Raw genomic sequence first — 16,394 nt, 5'->3', positions numbered from 1 at the left:
AGCCCACTCATCGGCCGACCACACCCGGGCCAACCACACCCGGCGAACCCTGCCGCGCGTCTCAACGCGACTGTCGAGCCCCAGCCAACCCAGCGGCGGCTCAGCGCAGGAACCCGAGCATGTCGCTCGGCGCAGGTTCGTCCTGCTCTCGTCAGGCCATCTGCAACTCCACTCTCGACCCGGTGCGGGACTTCCGCACCCGCAGCCGCGTGGGGATGCGCTGGCGGAGTTCCTCGACGTGCGACACCAGGCCCACCACGCGGCCGCCGGCGCGGAGTTCGTCGAGGATGTTCATCACCATGTCCAGCGTTTCGGCGTCCAGGGTGCCGAAACCCTCGTCCACGAAGAGGGTGTCGAGCAGCGCACCGCCGGTTTCGCCCGCCACCACGTCGGCCAGGCCCAGCGCGAGCGACAATGACGCGAGGAACGACTCGCCGCCCGACAGCGTCTTCGCTGGGCGCACCGTGCCGGAGTAGTCGTCCAGCACGTCGAGGCCGAGTCCGCCCCGCGTGCCGCGCGCGCCAGCCGCGTCCGAGTGCACGAACGAGTAGCGGCCCTGGCTCATGGTCCGCAGCCGCGCGGTCGCGGCGAGCGCGACCTCTTCCAGCCGAGCCGCCAGGACATACGAGCGCAATGACATCTTCCGTGCGTTCTGCCCCCGCCCGTTGACCACTTCGGACAGTGCCCGGAGTTCGGCGTATTCCTCTTCCAACGGCCGCAACTCCGAAAGGGCCGCGCTCAACCGTCCGGCGAGTTTCACCAATTCGCGGTGTTGCGCCGAAACCGCTTGCTGCGCGGCAAAAGCGGACTCCGCCCGAGCACGCGTCTCCTTCGCCCGCTCGGCCAGCGGCGCGACGTCTACCACGTCATCGGGCGAGATCCCGAACAGTTCCGGTTGCGCGAGCATCTGCCGCGCACCAGCGGCCGTCGCCTCCGCCTCGGCGAGGCCCTGTTCGAGCTTCGTTATCTGCTCGTCGGTTCGGACCGCGGCGCGCATTTCCTCGAGGGTCGAGAACCCCTTGGCATGCAACGAGATCTCCACCAGATCCCGTTGCTCGGCGAGCCGTGCCTCCGCCCCGGACACCGCGGCGTGCGCCTCCGCCGCCAGATCGAGCGCGCCGGCGAACGTGAGCAAATGCTGCCGTCGGGCGGGAACGTCCGGGAATTCTCCCTTGCCCGCGACCAGCCGCTGCTCGCGCTCGGCCATTCGCGCGTCCAGTGCCCGGATCTCGCTGTTCGCCTCGGTGACTGTCCGCTCGGCGAGAAGCCGCTGTTCGGCCAGCTTCTCCGCGCCGCGTTCCAGTTCAGCGACCTTCGCGTTCAACTGATCCTTGCGCTGCGCCTTTCCGGAGAGTTCCGCGACAACCGCGCGAGCTTCGGTCAGCGCAGTCGCGATCTCCTCCGCATCGCGGCCATCCAACCGTTCGCGCAACGAGACCACCCGCGCCTTGGCCTCTTCCAGCGCGGACACCACTCGCTGACGCATCGCCGACGCCTTCTGCTCGGCTTCTTCGGCAGCGCGCTCCTCGGCCGCGTCGACCAGCGGCGCGTCATGGTTCGCCGGTGCCGGGTGCTCGGCCGACCCGCACACCGGACACGCCGCGCCCTCGACCAAGCCAGCAGCCAACTCCGCTGCCATGCCGTCAAGACGCCGTTCACGAAGGTCGAGCCGACGTTGCCGAGCCGCCTGGTGCTCGTCAACCACTTCGCGCAGTTTCGCTTCACCGCGCGCGACCCTGGCTTCAGCCGGCGGCAACTCCTCGGCCGCACGGGTGAGCGCCGTCAGCTCGTCTACCCGGGATTTCGCCCCGTCCAGCTTCGCTGCCGCTTCTCCGGCCACCGTCGCCTCGGTACGCGCGGCGGCAATCAGACCGGGCAACTCGGCCAGCCGCTCCGCGAGCCCAGCAACCTGCTCGGCGGCCTTCTCCGCGACCTTCTGCTGTTCCGCACGGCGTTGTTCGTCGCTCTTCTGCTGGTTGGCTTCCGCGGCCAGCTCGGCGAGCGCGCCCGCCTCCTCGCGGACGGAGCCGGCACGCTCGCGAAGGTCGGCGACTGCGAGACCGACCGCGTCGAAACCGAGGTCGGCGAGATCTCGGACCCTGTCCGCCACCAGCACCTGCGCGTCACCGAGTTCGGCCGTGCGCCGGTCCATCAGCTCAGCCTCGGGAACCACCGCGGCAGCGCGCCGAGCCGCCGCGATCTCTTCCGTCCACTCAGCCCGTTCCGCCGCCTGCTCGGTGATCTGCGTCAGCCGGGTGTGCGCGGTGCGGACCCGGCGGATCTTGTCCGCGTCCTCCTCCGCCTCGCGCAACGCGACCTCAGCGGACTTCGCCGCCGAACGTGCTTGCGCTGCCTCGATTTCCGCCGCCTCGGCCCGGGCGGCGATTTCGGCGAGGACAGCCTCGACCCACTCCGGCTGGCCTTCCTCCGGCGGTTCCTGCTGCGCTTCCTGGGCATAGCGGGCGAGCAGTTCGCGGACTTCCTGCTGCCGCTTTTCCAGCGCCCGGCCGCGTTCCGCGCGAAGGTCCGCGAACCAGCGTTCGACGTCGGAGAATCGCTCGGTGCCGAAAAGCCGCTCCAGCAGCTTCTCGCGCTCCGTGGTGTCGCTGCGGAGGAACTTCGCGAACTCTCCCTGCGGCAGCAGCACCACCTGGAAGAACTGCGGTGCCGTCATGCCCAGCAACCGCTCGACGGTGCGCGCCACCTCGTCGATGCGGATGCTCCCGTCCGGCGGCAGCCCGGCGGGCGGTTCGCCGACCCAAGTGAGCGAAACCCGGGCCTGCTGCGTGGTGAATCCGTCGCCGCGCTTCTTCGGCCGCTGGTATTCCGGGCTGCGCACGATCCGCAGCCGCTGACCCTGCACGGTCAGCTCGAGCACGACCTCGGTCCGCCGGTCCGGCTCGGCGAGATCGCACCGCAACCGCTTGACGTCGCCGCGCGCACCCGGCACCACGCCGAACAACGCGAACGCGATCGCGTCGAGCAGCGTGGTTTTGCCCGCGCCGGTGTCGCCGTGGAGAAGGAAAAGACCGTCGGTGCCAAGGGCATCGAAGTCCACCACCTCCCGCCCCGTGTAGGGGCCGAAGGCTTCCACCTCCAGCAGGTGCAGTCTCACAGCTTCTCCACCGCCGCCCGGTTCGCCGCTTCGAGCGCCAGGTGCACGAGCCGCTCCTCGCGTTCGGTAGGTGGTGCCCCGCGGCAGTCGTCGAGGAAACTGCGCGCGATCTCGATGTCGCTGCGCCCGCGCACCGCCTCGGCGTACTTCAGTTCGGTGCCGGCGACCCCGCCGTCAGGCCGCCAATCCATGTGCACCGCATAGGGAAAACGGTCCTGCAGCAACCGCATCGCGTCGATCGGGCGCACTCGGTCCGTGACGGTGATCGAGAGGAAATGCTCGCGCCATTGCTCGTGTTCCGGGTCCTCGAGCAAAGCGGCCAGCTCGCCGGAAAGCGTCGCGAGCGGACGCGGTACCGGCAGCTCGTGCCGGCGGACCTCGGCCAGACCGGCGGCGTCGAGGTCCACGAACCACACCGATTTCCGTTGCCGCGCTTCGGAAAACGAATACGCCAGCGGACTTCCGGAATACCGTAGATGCTCCGCGAGCGTCTGCGGTCCGTGCAGGTGCCCGAGCGCGACGTAGTCCACGCCGTCGAACACCGAGCCGGGAACCTGCTCGACTCCGCCGACCGCGATGGTGCGTTCCGATTCGCTGGCCTCGCCGCCGGTGACGAAAGCGTGTGCCAGCACTACGGATCGGGTGCCCGGACGACTCGCCAAGTCGTCCCGCACCCGCCGCATCGCCTCGCCGAGCACGCCGGTGTGGCCGCGCGCCTCCGGCACGCCCAGCGCGTGCCGCGACGGCTCGGGTTCGAGATACGGAATGCCGTAGAAGGCGACCGGGCCGTGTTCGTCGTGCAGCACAACGGGTTCCGCGATGCCTTCGACAGTCGCGCGGACGTGCAGCCCGCCAGCCGCCGCGAATTCGGCGAACGCGCCCAGCCGCGCGGCCGAATCGTGATTGCCCGGCGTGACTACGAGTTCCGCGCCGGCCCGGCGAATACGGGTCATCGCGGCCGTGGCGACGCGGACAGCTTCGGCGGACGGCACCGCTCGGTCGTAGATGTCACCGGCCACCACCACGACGTCGACCGACTCGCGGTCGACGAGTTCGGCGATGTGCGTGAGGGCGGCCTCCTGTTCGGTAAGCAGATCGGCGCCGTGGAACGTGCGGCCGATGTGCCAATCAGAGGTATGGAGGACTCTCACGGCGACCACGTTAGGAGCAGACCCCGACGAAATCCCGGAGCCACGCCGAGGCCCCACTCGAACGTGTGTACGAAGCCGATCAGGTCCACTGCGGACACGCCCAGCCCCGGATCTGGAAAGTCGCAGGTCAGCTACACAGCGCGACCAGCGGTGCCGGTTTTTGTCGGTGGGGTCCGCCATGATGTCTCGCGTCCGGACACCCGCCGGACCCGACGGAGAGGAGGACCGGGTGGAGACGGTGATCACCACCGCGGCCGTCGTGCTCGCGCTGCTCCTGTGCGTCGCGGTAGTCGCACTGTGGCGGCTCTACAACGACGGAATGCGCCGGGCCGACGCAGCCGCGCGGCTCGTGGCGGCGGAACGCGCGAAAGGCGACCAGCAGCAACTCGCGCTGCGCCGGTACGAGGTGGCGTTCGCGTCGATCCACGGCCGCGGCGAACTCGGCGAGCAGGTGCTCGTGGAAACCGCGCGCGCACTCGGACTGCGGGAGGGACTGCACTTCACCCTGCAGACCGATCTGGGCGGCGGCGGCAGCGCGAAGCCCGACCTGGTGCTGAACGTCGGCGGCGGCCGGGCGGTACCGGTCGACGCGAAGGCGAGCATGGCCATCTGGGCGGAGGCGGTCGAGACCGACGACCCGGAGGAACGGCTCGACGCGCTGCGCGTCCACGTCCGGCAACTGCGCTCCCGCGCGGCGGAGCTGGCGGGCAAGGGCTACCAGCGCTGGGCGGACGCGATCTACGGCACCATCATGTTCGTCCCGTCCGACGCCGCCGTGGTCGCCGCCCTCGACACCGATCCCGAACTGCTGCGCTGGCTGATCGACCGCCGCGTCTTCCTGTGCGGCCCCACGGGATTCGGGGTGCTCGCGTCGGCAGCGCTGTTCGCCGCCAGCGACCGGGCGCTCGTCGAGGACGTCGAGCAAGTGCGCGCGGGCGCCGCCGCCGCGCACCGGGCCGCGGGCAATGCGGTCGAAGCGCTGAACCTCTCCACCACGCACCTGCAGCGCTTCGTCTCAGCCCGCCGTAGGGAACTCGAGGCGCTGGAGGCGTTCCGCGCGACGGTCGCACCGCTCACCGACGCGTCGGGCAGTCCGGCTCCGGTGCCTCCGCTACGGAAGGGAGACGAGGTGACAGCTGGTTGAGGTCGCGGCGCGATGGCCGCGGGCTTGACGGTCGCGATCGGACGATCGACGGCATGCCCTCGCGAGGCGGGCTCGGCTGTGGCTTAGGACGGCCGGGGATTCGTGGGACGCGGGCTGGCGCTTGAAGCCTGACGGTGTGCTGGCCGGGGCAGGTCTTGGCTACCTGGTCTGGCTGCGCGGCGTCTGCGCGGTTGGCGGCGTGTGCGTGGCGTGTGCGTGGCGACGCTGTTCGGCTGGACGGCGGCTGGGCGGCGGCCGGGCACGGATGCCGGTGGCACGGCCCTGTGCAGGCGCGGTCCGGCGGAACTAGCCAGCGGCGCGATGTGGCGGTGCGAGCACGGCTAGGCGGCCTTGCGACGCTGGCCCCGGCGGCGTGGGTTGGCGTGGCGAGGCACGGCGGCGCGACCTGGATAGCGCTGGCCTCGGCGGCGCGCACTGTCCCTGCGAGGTGCCCACAGCGCGGCTGGGCGGCGTGAGCCTCGACGGTGCGATCTGTCGCGGCAAGGCACCCACAGCGCGGCTGGGCGGCGTGAGCCTGCACGCATGAGCTGTCGCGGCAAGGCACCGCAGCGCACCCGCGCAGCGTGAGCCTCGGCGTCGCACTGTCGCGGCAAGGCACCGCAGCGAGTCCTGGATAACGGGAGCCTCGGCGGCGCGAGTTCGCGCGGCCCGGCTGCGCCAACTTGGCGGGTCTGGTGACGTCCTCGACGGCACGAGCTAGCGGTCCGGGCCTCGGCGGCTGAGCGCGTCGGGCGTCGTTCGGCGGGGTTGGCCGCATGCCCGGCTTGGCGTCCTGGCGCGATCCTGCTCGGGTGCCCCGGAGGTTGTGCGCGGTCTCGCTCGGGCGTGAGCGTTAGCGCGGCGTCGGCGAGGCGGCGGGCGTCCAAGGTCACCGCAACACCGTCCGGGTGAGCGGTACCCCGCGCCCGGGTGTCGGCGAAGGCGGCATCCCGAGTGCACGCGCGGTCCGTCGAGGCCGTCGGCACTCGCGTGGCCGGGCGGTCAGGCGCGTGCCGACCCGGCGGACACCGACGGGCGGGCACCGGCGGGCGGACACCGGCGTCCGGATTGCCCGGAACCCACAGCGACGTCCAGGTTGGACACTGCCGCCGCGGCGATCGAAAGGGCAGGGTTCCGGCGTCGGGCGGGCAGGATCCGGGCGCTCAGGCGGTTCACGGGAACGTCAATTCCCGGTCAAGTTCCAGAACGGCGAATGTTCCGGAACGGGACCGGTGGTGCCGCCGTCGCGGTGGTCGGCTCGTGGCATAGCCTGGGGTCAGCGCGGGGCCCGGAATCGGACAGGCAGACCATACCGTCGGTATCACCGCTGGTCAGAGGTCTGGTCCACTGATTCCCCGGCTGGCGGAGCGGGGCGGGGCGGCCGTACCGCGGGTACCGCTCGACCGGACGAAATGTCATGCGGTCGAGTGGCTGCTTCGTGCTGTCCTCGGCAGTGCCAACAAGATCGTGACAAGTACGGGCTACGGTGTGCCTCGTGACCGCGATACGCGATCGCCAGAGCGATCCTGATGCCGATGACGCCCCCGTGCCGTGGGACGAGCGTCTCGTCGTCGGCACGAGGCGCGGCTTGCCCTGGTGGGCGGCTGTGCTCGTGGGCTTCGGCTTGGCAGTGCTCGGCGCCATCATCGACGAGAAGTCCACCGGCAGCCTCGGTTTTGTTTTCAAGGCGGGCTACTTCCTCGGGGCCGTGATCGCGGTCGGCGCGGTGCAAAGACGCGGGCTGTTCGGTCCGATGGTGCAGCCGCCGCTCGTGCTCGCCGTCACCGTGCCGGGCGTCGTGCTGCTGACCGGCGGGGGTCCGGAAGCGAGCGACACTCTCTCGAAGCTGCTCAACATCGGCACGCCGCTGATCAAGGGCTTCCCGACGATGGCGGTCACCACCGGCGTCACCTTGCTGTTCGGCTTCTTCCGCATCTACCGCGAACGCGACCCGGACGCGCCGGTCAAGATCAAGGACGGCAAGGCTCCTCGGTCGCGGGACGAGGACGACGACAAAGCCGCGAGCCGTCCGCGTTCGCGGCCGCCGGCCTCCCGCACCGGCCAGACCGGGCAGACGCCGCTTCCGGGCAACCGGCGTCGTCCGCCGCGGGACCGGGATGTCGACGCTCCGCCGCCGCGCCGTCCGCGGCCGCCGGCCGACCCGGGTGCCCGTCCTCGGCGCGACCCGTTGGACCCGAACGCTCCGCGCGGTGGCCGGAAACCGCCGCCGGAGGGGCGTCGGCCGCGGCCGCCGGAAGGCGATCCGCGCCGTCGGGACCCGCGTGGCGACACACCGCCGCCGCGGCGTCGGCCGCGCGGGGACGAACCGCCGCCTGGGCGTCCGCGTCCGCCTCGCCGGGAGCCGCCGCGTCGCCAGCGCCCTTGGGAAGAGGAGGGCTGACCGGGGCACCGCACGACCCCCGGCACAAGACAGACGAGGGCTGACCGGGGTACCGCACGACCTGGCACAAGACAGACGAAGGCGACGGGGGCACTACGACCCCCGGCACAAGACAACCGAAGGCCGACCAGGGCACCGCACGACCCGGCACAAGACAGACGAAGGCCGACCGAGGCACCGCATAACACCGGCACAAGACAGACGAGGGCTAACCGGGCACGGCACGACCCCGGAAGACGAAAAAGGCCGCCGAACCCGCACCGGGGATCGGCGGCCTTTTGTTGCAGTCAAAGAGATTCCGGCGCACGAGACGGGCCGGCTATCCAGCACAAGCGGAAACCTCGACACGCCCGCGGATCAGTCCCCCGCCTAAGCAGCCAAGCCCCAGCCCGCGGAACCACACGAAAACACCCAAAATCCATAGGCAACAACCAAAACCCGCCTCAGGACTCCGACGACTTAACCGCCTTCCGAAGCTCCTTCGGCAACGCGAACGCGATCTTCTCGTTCGCCGTGGTCACCTCGTCCACCTGCCCGTACCCGCGCTCGGCCAGCCACTTCAGCAGGTCCATCACCAGCACGTCCGGCACCGAAGCCCCCGACGTGACCCCGACCGTCGACACGCCTTCCAGCCACGCCTCGTCGACCTCCGAAGCGAAGTCGATCAGGTGCGAAGCAGACGCACCGGCCTTCAGCGCCACCTCCACGAGCCGCTTCGAGTTCGACGAGTTCTTCGAGCCGACCACCAGCACCAGGTCGCACTCCGGGGCCATCGCCTTGACCGCGACCTGGCGGTTGGTGGTGGCGTAACAGATGTCGTCGCTGGGCGGGTCGGCCAAGGTCGGGAAGCGGTCGCGCAGCTGGTCGACGCGTTCCATCGTCTCGTCCACCGACAGCGTGGTCTGCGAGAGCCAGATCACCTTCGACGGATCGCGCACGTCGACCTTGTCCACGTCCTCGGGCTTGTCGACGAGTTGCACCCGGTCCGGAGCCTCGCCCGCCGTGCCCTCGACCTCCTCGTGGCCTTCGTGGCCGATGAGGAGGATGTCGTAGTCGTCCTTGGCGAAGCGGTTGACCTCTTTGTGGACCTTGGTGACCAGCGGGCAAGTCGCGTCGATGGTGCGCAGGTTCCGCTCCGCGGCCTCGGCGTGCACCGCGGGCGAAACGCCGTGCGCGGAGAACACCACGAGCGCGCCCTCGGGCACCTCGGAGGTCTCGTCGACGAAAATCACGCCCCGTTCGCGCAGCGTCTCGACGACATGCCGGTTGTGCACGATTTCCTTGCGCACGTACACCGGCGGCCCGTACAGCTCGAGCGCCTTCTCGACGGCGACGACCGCGCGGTCAACGCCGGCGCAGTACCCGCGCGGCTTCGCGAGCAGCACGCGTTTGGCGGCGCCGGACCGGGAAATCGTCGGGGTACCGGCGGGTTCGGTTCCGGGACTCGCAGAAGTCATGCCTCCAGGGTACGGGCAGCGCCGACGCGGGGTTGAAGTCCTCGTTCGGATGACGGCGGCGGCCATTCAGGCTGTGCCGGGCGTCACGTCCGGTGCCTCTGGCCACCCGTTCGGTTGGGCAGAACAGCGCTGATGCGGCACGCTGGACCCATGAAGCCACTCCCGCTCCCCCTCCGGGTCGCCGCGGGCCTCGCCGTCACCACCGCCGAGCGGGTTCGTGAGCTCCCGAAGCAGCTCACCGGCCTGCCGGTCACCGTCGTGAGCCAGGTGCTGCAGCTGTCCATGCGCGTCCAGCAGCAGGTCACCGAGCTGGCCATCAAGGGCGACGACGCGCTGTCGATGCTGCGTCCCGTCGAGGACACGCCCAGCTGGGCCACGTTCGACGAGGACGCCGAGCCCGAATTCGCCCCGGCCCGGCCCACGCTCGTGCCGGTCAGCGATCCGCCCGACCTGCCCGAGCCGCGCGCCAACGGCCACCGCGCGCAGCCGCCGGAGACCATCGACGACCCGTGGGTCGAGGAGACCCGCGCGCTCGCCGAGGAGCACTCCGAGGGCGAGAACGACAGCTCCGGCCCGGCTGGGTTGGGCAATTACGACGAGCTGACCCTGCCGCAGCTGCGCGCCCGGCTGCGCCGGCTGACCGTGCCTCAGCTGGAAGAACTGCTGGAGTACGAGAAGTCCCACGCCGACCGCGCGTCGTTCGTCGGCATGCTGGCGCGGCGGATCGGCAACGCGCGCAAGGCCGAGGAACAGCCGGGCGACCCCGCGGAAGGCCAGTGAGCAACGACCCCGCGACCAGCGCGGAGAACCCGTGGCCGGTCCGCACTGTCGCGCGCAAAATCGGCGACTGGGTGCACCGGCTCGGCGACGTCTGGGTCGAAGGCCAGGTCACGCAGATGAACGCGCGGCCCGGCACGCAGACCGCGTTCCTGACCCTGCGCGACCCGTCCGCGGACGTCTCGATGTCCGTCACCTGCCCGATGTGGCTGGTGCGCGAACTGCCGACGCCGCTGCGCGAAGGCGACCGGGTGGTCATCCACGCCAAACCGTCGTTCTTCTTCGGCCGCGGCACGCTCAGTCTGCGCGCGGACCAGATCCGCGCGGTCGGCATCGGCGAACTGCTCGCGCGGATCGAACGGCTGCGCAAGCTGCTCGCCGCCGAAGGCATGTTCGCGCGGGAGCGGAAACGGCCGATTCCCTTTCTGCCCAAGGGAATCGGGCTGATCACCGGCCGCGCGTCGGCGGCTGAGCGGGACGTGCTGGCGAACGCGCAGGCGCGCTGGCCGCACGTGTTGTTCAAGGTGCTGAACACCGCGGTGCAGGGTTCGCAAGCAGTGCCGCAAATCCTCCGTGCACTGTCCATTTTGGACAAAGATCCGGACGTCGACGTGATCGTCATCGCCCGCGGCGGCGGCAGCGTCGAGGACCTGCTGCCATTCTCCGACGAAGCGCTGTGCCGGGCGGTCGCGGCCGCGGGCACGCCGATCGTCAGCGCGATCGGGCACGAGCCGGACACCCCGTTGCTCGACCACGTCGCCGACCTGCGCTGCTCCACGCCGACCGACGCGAGCAAGCGCATCGTGCCGGACGTCCGCGAGGAAACCGCGCGCGTGCGGCAAATGCGGGACCGCGGCCGGCGCGCGCTGCACGGCTGGGTCGACCGGGAGACGCGGCTGCTGACCCAGCTGCGCAGCCGTCCGTCGCTGGCCGATCCGCTGGGTCCGATCGAGCGGAGGCTCAGCGACGTCGAGATGCACCGGGAACGCGGCAGGCGCGCGATGCTCGGCCTGCTCGCCAAGGACCAGGCGGAAGTCGCGAACGCGCGGGGCAGGCTGGCCGCGCTCGGCCCGGCGGCCACGATGGAGCGCGGCTACGCCGTCGTCCAGTTCACCGATTCCGCGGGCAACCTCCACGTGCTCCGCTCCGTCTCCCAGATCGAGGACGGAGCGCAGCTGCGCGTACGGGTCGCCGACGGGGCGGTCCACGCGGTGGCCGAATCCGTCGAGCCGACGACACCCGTACCGGAAGGAGACCGGCCGTGATGCACCGGGCCCCGGCGTTCCTCCCGCTCACGGTGGACGCCGCCGCCCGGCTCAACGCCGGTGTCCTGCTGCGGCAGGCCCTGGTCACCGACCGCGCGGCCGACGAATGCTGGACCGCGCTGCTCGCCGGCTGCGGCACCGCGGCCCGGCGCGGGCTGGCCCCGCAGCTCAGGCGCCTGTCCGAGGCGACGTCGGAACACGTCGGCGTCCGGTGGTGGTTCGCCGAAGGGACCGGCCACCGGCGCCGCGTGGCGAGCGCGCAGGAGAACCTCGAGGACGCCATCGCGGACGGTGACGGGCAGGAGTTCGCGCTGGCTTTCGTCGGATACGACCACGCGATGGCCAGCGCGGTGGTCGCTTGCCCGCGGCGAACCCGATCGAGCCTCCCCGGCGGCAGCGCCGAACGCGGTACCCTGCGCCGACAGCCCCGTGCACCACAAGGTCGGAGAACGTGAGCGAAGCAGACACCGCCGGACTCGGTTACGAGCAGGCCCGCGATCAGCTCGTCGAGGTCGTCAAGGAACTCGAGGCCGGCGGGCTTTCCCTGGAGCAGTCGCTGGAGCTCTGGGAGAAGGGCGAGCGGCTCGCCAAGGTGTGCGAGCGGCATCTGGAAGGCGCGCGCGAGCGGATCGAAGCCGCGCTGGCCTCGGTCGAGACCGACGACGACACAGAGTGACGTGCACCATGCGTGGCTGAATCGGTCAGGTGGTCTAGAGATCTGACAGACTGGGCATCCGCTGACGAACCGTGTTCCGGGAGGCCACCATGACCACCGCCAGTGACCGCAGCCGACGCGAAGCGCCTGATCGCAACCTCGCCATGGAACTGGTGCGGGTGACCGAGGCAGCCGCGATGGCGGCCGGCCGCTGGGTCGGCCGAGGCGACAAGATCGGCGGCGACGGGGCTGCCGTCGACGCGATGCGCCAGCTCGTCTCCACCGTTTCGATGCGCGGCGTCGTCGTCATCGGCGAGGGCGAGAAGGACGAAGCGCCGATGCTGTTCAACGGCGAAGAGGTCGGCAACGGCGACGGCCCGGACTGCGACGTCGCGGTCGACCCGGTCGACGGCACCACGCTGATGGCGAAGGGCATGCCGAACGCGCTGGCCGTGCTCGCCGTCGCCGAGCGCGGCGCGATGTTCGATCCGTCCGCGGTGTTCTACATGGAGAAGCTGGCCGTCGGCCCGGACGCGGCGGGCAAGGTGGACATCTCCGCCCCGGTCGCGGAGAACATCCGGCGCGTGGCGAAGGCGAAGAACTCCAGCGTCAGCGACGTGACGGTCTGCATCCTCGACCGGCCGCGCCACGATCAGCTGGTCAAAGAGGTCCGCGAGGCAGGTGCCCGGATCCGGTTCATCTCCGACGGCGACGTCGCGGGCGCGATCGCCGCGGCCCGGCCGACCACCGGCGTCGACATGCTGCTCGGCATCGGCGGCACGCCCGAGGGCATCATCGCCGCGTGCGCGATGAAGTGCCTCGGCGGCGAACTGCAGGGCCGGCTGTGGCCGAAGGACGACGCGGAGCGCGAGAAGGCGCTCGCCGCGGGCCACGACCTGGACCGGATCCTGCTGAACGACGACCTGGTCACCGGCGACAACGTGTTCTTCTGCGCGACCGGCGTCACCGACGGCGACCTGCTGCGCGGTGTCCACTATCGGGCGGGCGGCGCGACGACGCAGTCGATCGTCATGCGGTCCAAGTCCGGGACGGTCAGAATGATCGACGGCTACCACCGGCTCGAGAAGCTGCGGGCGTACTCGTCCGTGAACTTCGACGGCAACCTCGACCTCGACGAGGACGAGCACGTGGTGCCTCCGCTTCCCTGACCTGCCAAGGAGTTTCCCGGTGTCGAAACGGCTGTTCGCGCTGGTGCTGACTGTCCTCATTGGAGTCGTGCTCAGCGCGGGCAGCGCGTTGGCCGGGCCGTCCATAGTCGGCGGGACCGATGCGGACCAGCCGTACCCGTTCGCGGTGTCCCTGCACACCTCGGGCGGCGCGCTGTTCTGCGGTGGTTCGCTGCTCACGCCGACCTGGGTGGTCACCGCGGCGCACTGCCTGTCCGCGAAGGACCCGGCGACGATCGGCTTGCGCGTCGGCAGCGCCAACGCGGACGAAGGCGGGGAAACGCCGAAAGCAGCGGAATTCGTGCTGCACCCGCATTTCAACGCCGAAACGCAAACCGGCGACGTCGGTTTGATCCGGCTGACCGCGCCGGTGAAGGCCACGCCGATCGCGATCGGCGGTTCGGCGTCGCCGGGCACGGCGGTCCGGGTGATCGGCTGGGGACAAACGTGCGCGACACCGAATTGCGGCCCGGTCACGAAGACGCTGCGCCAACTCGACACGCACCTGGTGCCGGGCGCGAAATGCACGGCGGCTTTCGACGGAACCTCCGAACTGTGCACGGACAACCCCGGCGGATCCGGTTCGTGCTACGGCGATTCCGGCGGCCCGGAACTGATCCGCGACGGCGACCGGTGGGTGCTGGCCGGGATGGTCAGCCGCCCGGGCAACGGGTCGCCGACCTGCGGATCGGCTCCGTCGATCGCGACGTCGGCGGTGGCGTATCAGCCGTGGCTGGCGGAGAAAACCGGCTGATTCACTCGACGTTGCTCGAATGCCCCGGGAACAAGTGCGCCTCGGGATTCAACGCCACCGCGATGTTGTTCACCGCCGTAGCCGCCTCCCCGAATCCGGTCGCGATCAGTTTCACCTTTCCCGGATACGCCGCCACATCCCCGGCCGCGTACACCCTCGGCCGAGCCGTCGCCATTGTCGAATCCACCGAAATCGCCCGGTGGTCGATTTCCAGGCCCCAGCTTTCGATCGGCCCCAAATCCGCGGTAAATCCCAAAGCCGCGACCACCGCGTCCGCGCGCAACTGCTCGTCCGGGCCGCCCTTCACCGTCACGTCGACCGCCGTCAGCGAGCCGTCCGGGGCTTCGACGAACCGGGCCACTTCGGCGTCCGTCACCAGCCGCACGCCCAGCTCCCGCACCTGCCGCACGATCGATTCCGCGGCCCGGAACTTCGCGCGCCGGTGCACGAGCGTCACGCTCGCCGCGACCGGATGCAGCGCCAGGCACCAGTCGAACGCCGAGTCCCCGCCGCCGACCACGACGACGTGCTGGCCCGCGTGCGCCGCGAGCGACGGGACGAAATGGACCATCCCGCGGCCGAGCCAGCCGTCCCCGGCGGGCAGCGGACGCGGCGTGAACTCGCCGATGCCCGCGGTGATCAGGACCGCGCCCGCGCGCAGCACGTCGCCGCCGTCGAGGGTCAGTTCAAGACCGCCGTCGACGCTCTCGAGCTTCTCCGCTTTGCGGCCGAGCAGGTAGTCCGGCTTCCACGGCGCGGCCTGGTCCACTAGTCCCTGCACGAGATCCCGGCCGCGGACCGCGGGAAACCCGCCGACGTCGTAGATCATCTTCTCCGGATACATCGCGGTGACCTGGCCGCCCGGTTCGGGCAGCGAATCGACAACGGCCATCGACAGGCCGCGGAATCCCGCGTAGTAGGCGGCGAAGAGGCCGGTGGGACCGGCTCCGATGACGACGAGGTCGTAATCCATGAGACTCGCTCCATGCCAGTGGTGGGCGGCGGTGATCGAGAACACAGCCGAGCTTAGTCGCCGGGGTGGGCGACAACACCCGGCCGGTTGCGCGAATCGGGGCCAGAATCGAAGGCATGGCTGAACAGGAATACCGGATCGAACACGACACGATGGGTGAGGTCCGCGTCCCGGTCGACGCGCTCTACCGCGCGCAGACGCAGCGTGCCGTCGAGAACTTCCCCATCTCCGGCCGCGGTCTCGAGCGCGCCCAGATCCGCGCGCTGGGCCTGTTGAAGGCCGCCGCCGCCCGCGTGAACGCGCGTCTCGGCGTCCTGGACGCCGACGTCGCCGACGCGATCGCGAAGGCCGCCGACGAGGTCGCCGAGGGCAAGCACGACGAGCACTTCCCGATCGACGTCTTCCAGACCGGCTCGGGCACCTCGTCCAACATGAACGCGAACGAGGTCATCGCGACGCTGGCCACCCGCGCACTCGGCCGCGACGTGCACCCGAACGACCACGTCAACGCGTCGCAGTCGTCCAACGACACGTTCCCGACGACGATCCACGTCGCCGCCACCGAGGCCGTCCTGACCGATGTCATCCCGGCGCTGGAGCATCTCGCGGGCGCGATCGAGGCGCGCGCGGAGGAGTGGCAGGACGTCGTGAAGTCCGGCCGTACGCACCTGATGGACGCCGTGCCGATCACGCTCGGCCAGGAGGCGGGCGCGTGGGCCGCGCAGATCCGGTTCGGCATCGAGCGGCTGCAGTCCGGCCTCCCGCGGCTGGGCGAGCTGCCGATCGGCGGCACCGCGGTCGGCTCCGGGCTGAACGCGCCCGACGGTTTCGGCGCGGCGGTATCGGCGGAATTGGCGCAGCTCACCGGGTTGCCGCTCACCGAGGCACGCAACCACTTCGAGGCGCAGGCGACGCAGGACAGCGTGGTCGAGACCTCGGGACACCTCCGCACGGTCGCGGTGTCGCTGAACAAGATCGCGAACGACCTGCGCTGGCTGGGCTCCGGCCCGCGCACCGGGCTGGCCGAGCTGGCGTTGCCGGACCTGCAGCCGGGTTCGTCGATCATGCCGGGCAAGGTCAACCCGGTCATCCCGGAGGCGACGCTGCAGGTCGTCGCGCAGGTCGTCGGCAACGACGCGGCGGTCGCGTTCGCCGGTGCGGCGGGCAACTTCCAGCTCAACGTGAACCTGCCGGTCATCGCGCGCAACGTGCTCGAATCGGCGCGGCTGCTCGCGGCGGTCTCGCGGCTGTTGGCGGACAAGGTGTTCGCCGGGGTGACCGCGAACGCCGAGCGCGCGCGGCAGTACGCCGAGGGGTCGCCGTCGATCGTCACGCCGCTCAACAAGTACATCGGCTACGAGGAAGCGGCCGCGGTGGCGAAGCAGGCGCTCAAGGAACTCAAGACGATCCGCGAGGTCGTGCTGGAGCGCGGGTACGTCCGCGACGGCAAGCTCACCGAAGCGCAGCTGGACGAGGCGCTTGACGTGCTCCGGATGGCGCGCGGCGGCAAGTAGC

At 70.6% G+C, this 16,394-nt stretch carries 13 protein-coding genes; 9 read left to right on the top strand and 4 right to left on the bottom strand.

The window, feature by feature from the left end:
• Positions 1 to 151: 151 nt before the first annotated feature.
• The gene (locus F9C11_RS13305) at positions 152 to 3,115 is read right to left on the bottom strand and encodes an AAA family ATPase (protein WP_409185171.1); all 2,964 of its coding nucleotides are present in this window, start codon (positions 3,113 to 3,115) and stop codon (positions 152 to 154) included.
• On the bottom strand, positions 3,112 to 4,266 hold the full coding sequence (locus F9C11_RS13300; protein WP_409185170.1) for an exonuclease SbcCD subunit D: 1,155 nt from the start codon (positions 4,264 to 4,266) through the stop codon (positions 3,112 to 3,114). Before F9C11_RS13300 ends, F9C11_RS13305 begins: the two co-directional genes overlap by 4 nt.
• Before the next feature lie 229 nt (positions 4,267 to 4,495).
• Here F9C11_RS13300 and rmuC point away from each other — a divergent pair, with 229 nt between their 5' ends.
• Together rmuC and F9C11_RS13290 are read left to right on the top strand one after the other, a co-directional pair.
• Positions 4,496 to 5,410, top strand: a complete 915-nt coding sequence (rmuC, locus tag F9C11_RS13295) for a DNA recombination protein RmuC (protein ID WP_409185169.1) — start codon at positions 4,496 to 4,498, stop codon at positions 5,408 to 5,410.
• A 1,495-nt stretch (positions 5,411 to 6,905) separates the two neighbouring features.
• A complete protein-coding gene (locus F9C11_RS13290) occupies positions 6,906 to 7,811 on the top strand; it encodes a DUF6542 domain-containing protein (protein WP_409185168.1) in 906 nt (301 codons plus the stop codon).
• 443 nt (positions 7,812 to 8,254) lie between these two features.
• Here F9C11_RS13290 and F9C11_RS13285 read toward each other — a convergent pair whose 3' ends face one another.
• Positions 8,255 to 9,268, bottom strand: a complete 1,014-nt coding sequence (locus F9C11_RS13285; protein ID WP_409185167.1) for a 4-hydroxy-3-methylbut-2-enyl diphosphate reductase — start codon at positions 9,266 to 9,268, stop codon at positions 8,255 to 8,257.
• A 150-nt stretch (positions 9,269 to 9,418) separates the two neighbouring features.
• Here F9C11_RS13285 and F9C11_RS13280 point away from each other — a divergent pair, with 150 nt between their 5' ends.
• The 6 genes from F9C11_RS13280 to F9C11_RS13255 all read left to right on the top strand — a co-directional run bounded on the left by F9C11_RS13280 (position 9,419) and on the right by F9C11_RS13255 (position 13,906).
• Entirely contained in the window at positions 9,419 to 10,048 is a 630-nt protein-coding gene (locus F9C11_RS13280) for a lipid droplet-associated protein (protein WP_409185166.1), read from the top strand.
• A complete protein-coding gene (gene xseA, locus F9C11_RS13275; RefSeq protein WP_409185165.1) occupies positions 10,045 to 11,310 on the top strand; it encodes an exodeoxyribonuclease VII large subunit in 1,266 nt (421 codons plus the stop codon). Before F9C11_RS13280 ends, xseA begins: the two co-directional genes overlap by 4 nt.
• On the top strand, positions 11,310 to 11,765 hold the full coding sequence (locus tag F9C11_RS13270) for a hypothetical protein (protein ID WP_409186894.1): 456 nt from the start codon (positions 11,310 to 11,312) through the stop codon (positions 11,763 to 11,765). The genes xseA and F9C11_RS13270 overlap by 1 nt, the downstream gene beginning before the upstream one ends.
• Complete coding sequence (locus F9C11_RS13265; RefSeq protein ID WP_037367840.1) at positions 11,762 to 11,986, top strand: exodeoxyribonuclease VII small subunit; 225 nt, start codon at positions 11,762 to 11,764, stop codon at positions 11,984 to 11,986. Before F9C11_RS13270 ends, F9C11_RS13265 begins: the two co-directional genes overlap by 4 nt.
• A gap of 89 nt (positions 11,987 to 12,075) precedes the next feature.
• Complete coding sequence (glpX, locus tag F9C11_RS13260) at positions 12,076 to 13,134, top strand: class II fructose-bisphosphatase (protein WP_409185164.1); 1,059 nt, start codon at positions 12,076 to 12,078, stop codon at positions 13,132 to 13,134.
• 19 nt (positions 13,135 to 13,153) lie between these two features.
• Positions 13,154 to 13,906, top strand: coding sequence for a S1 family peptidase (locus tag F9C11_RS13255; protein ID WP_409185163.1), 753 nt, complete (start codon positions 13,154 to 13,156; stop codon positions 13,904 to 13,906).
• 1 nt (position 13,907) lies between these two features.
• On the opposite strand, the gene F9C11_RS13250 is transcribed toward F9C11_RS13255, so the two are convergent.
• Positions 13,908 to 14,879, bottom strand: a complete 972-nt coding sequence (locus F9C11_RS13250; RefSeq protein WP_409185162.1) for an NAD(P)/FAD-dependent oxidoreductase — start codon at positions 14,877 to 14,879, stop codon at positions 13,908 to 13,910.
• A gap of 116 nt (positions 14,880 to 14,995) precedes the next feature.
• On the opposite strand from F9C11_RS13250, the gene F9C11_RS13245 reads away from it, so the two are divergent.
• Entirely contained in the window at positions 14,996 to 16,393 is a 1,398-nt protein-coding gene (locus F9C11_RS13245; protein WP_409185161.1) for a class II fumarate hydratase, read from the top strand.
• The last annotated feature ends 1 nt before the right edge of the window (position 16,394 follow it).

It is taken from the genome of Amycolatopsis sp. VS8301801F10, assembly GCF_046195355.1.
Taxonomy (GTDB): Bacteria; Actinomycetota; Actinomycetes; order Mycobacteriales; family Pseudonocardiaceae; genus Amycolatopsis.
Note: the sequence above shows the minus strand (reverse complement) of the source record. Positions and strands in the feature narration are given on the sequence as shown.